The organism is Blautia sp. CGZ-1-C1 (assembly GCF_056504575.1).
Window position 1 is genome coordinate 1 of the sequence record NZ_JBWLUT010000189.1, and the last position, 2279, is coordinate 2279.

1 protein-coding gene is annotated in these 2279 nt (G+C 43.4%); it reads left to right on the forward strand.

The window, feature by feature from the left end:
• Positions 1 to 2043, forward strand: a 2043-nt coding sequence (gene secA, locus AC058W_RS17235; RefSeq protein WP_479390411.1) for a preprotein translocase subunit SecA, incomplete at its 5' end; no start/stop codon positions are given.
• Positions 2044 to 2279: the final 236 nt, after the last annotated feature.

Here is a 2279-nt window from a genome sequence, read left to right on the forward strand (position 1 = left end):
GAACTTGGTTTCGATTATCTGCGTGACAACATGGTTATTTATAAAGAACAGCTGGTACAGAGAGATCTGCACTACTGTATCATCGATGAGGTCGACTCCATTTTGATCGATGAGGCGCGTACACCTCTTATCATTTCCGGTCAGAGTGGAAAGTCTACGAAATTATACGAAGCCTGCGATATCCTTGCCCAGCAGTTAGAGCGTGGTGAAGCCAGCCACGAGATGACAAAGATGGCAGCTATCATGGGCGAGGAAGTTATCGAGACAGGTGACTTCGTTGTAAATGAGAAAGATAAGATCGTAAACCTTACTGAGCAGGGTGTTCATAAGGTTGAGAAATTCTTCCATATTGAGAACCTGGCTGATCCGGAGAATCTGGAAATCCAGCATAACATTATCCTTGCTCTTCGTGCGCACAACCTGATGCATAAGGATCAGGATTATGTTGTTAAAGATGATGAGATTCTTATCGTTGATGAATTTACCGGACGTATCATGCCGGGACGCCGTTATTCTGACGGTCTTCATCAGGCGATTGAAGCAAAAGAGCATGTTAAGATCAAACGTGAGAGCAAGACTCTGGCAACGATCACATTCCAGAACTTCTTTAACAAATATGACAAGAAGGGCGGTATGACCGGTACAGCTATCACAGAGGAGAAAGAGTTCCGTGATATCTATGCAATGGACGTTGTAGAAATCCCGACGAACAGACCGGTAATCCGTGTTGACCATGAAGATGCTGTTTATATGACAAAGAAAGAGAAATTCAACGCAGTTGTCAATGCTGTAGTTGAGGCTCATGCAAAACAGCAGCCGGTACTGGTTGGTACAATTACAATCGAAACTTCCGAACTTATCAGCCGTATGCTGAAGAGACAGGGAATCAAACATAATGTATTGAACGCGAAGTTCCATGAACTGGAAGCTGAGATCGTAGCACAGGCAGGTCAGGCAGGAGCAGTTACGATTGCTACTAACATGGCGGGCCGTGGTACTGATATTAAGCTGGATGATGTGTCAAGAGAGGCTGGCGGTCTGATGATCATCGGTACAGAACGTCATGAGTCCAGACGTATTGATAATCAGCTGCGTGGACGTTCCGGTCGTCAGGGTGATCCGGGTGAGTCCCGTTTCTACATTTCCCTGGAAGATGATCTGATGCGTCTGTTCGGTTCTGAGAGACTGATGAAGATCTTTACATCTCTGGGTGTTGCTGAGAATGAACAGATCGAACATAAGATGCTTTCAAATGCAATCGAGAAAGCACAGGAGAAGATTGAGTTTAACAACTTTGGTATTCGTAAGAATCTTCTTGATTATGACCAGGTAAATAATGAGCAGCGTGAGATCATCTACAAAGAGCGTCGTCAGGTTCTTGATGGTGAGAACATGCGTGAGGCAATCTACAAGATGATTCAGGATACAGTTGATACTTATGTAGATATGTGTTTCTCTGATGATGTAGATTCCGAAGAGTGGGATCTGAATGAATTTAACGGCGTACTTCTCCCGGTTATTCCGGTTCAGCCGCTTACTCTTGAGACTGTAAAAGGTAAGAAACGTGATGAGATTAAGCATGCATTGAAAGAAGAGGCAGTGAAGCTTTATGAAGCAAAAGAAGCAGAGTTCCCGGAACCGGAACAGCTTCGTGAATTAGAGCGTGTTGTACTTCTGAAATGCATCGACAGCAAGTGGATGGATCACATTGATGATATGGAAATTCTTCGTCAGGGTATCGGACTTGCTGCTTACGGACAGAGAGATCCGGTTGTTGAATACAAGATGAGCGCATTCGAGATGTTCAACAACATGATCACATCTATTCAGGAAGATACACTTCGTATGCTGTATCATGTACATGTAGAGCAGAAAATCGAGCGTGAACAGGTTGCCAAAGTTACCGGAACAAACAAAGATGACAGCGCCGGTCCGAAGAAACCAGTTCAGAGAAAAGAGATCAAAGTATATCCGAACGATCCGTGTCCATGCGGAAGCGGTAAGAAATACAAACAGTGCTGCGGACGTAAGAACAAAGCCTGAGCCTGGTTGAAAAGAGAATAGTGAAAGCAGGAAAGATATATTACCGGACATATAAAAAATGGTAATGGACTGCTTACTGAGATAAAAGGGCTTAATTATATAAGGCCCTTTTATCATACACGGAAATACTTTAATGCGTTAAACTGACACATTGACTTGCTAAAGAATTGGTGTATCAGAACGGCTTATAATAGTGTACCGTTATAAAACCTAAAGGGGGAAAAACAGTATGAAGA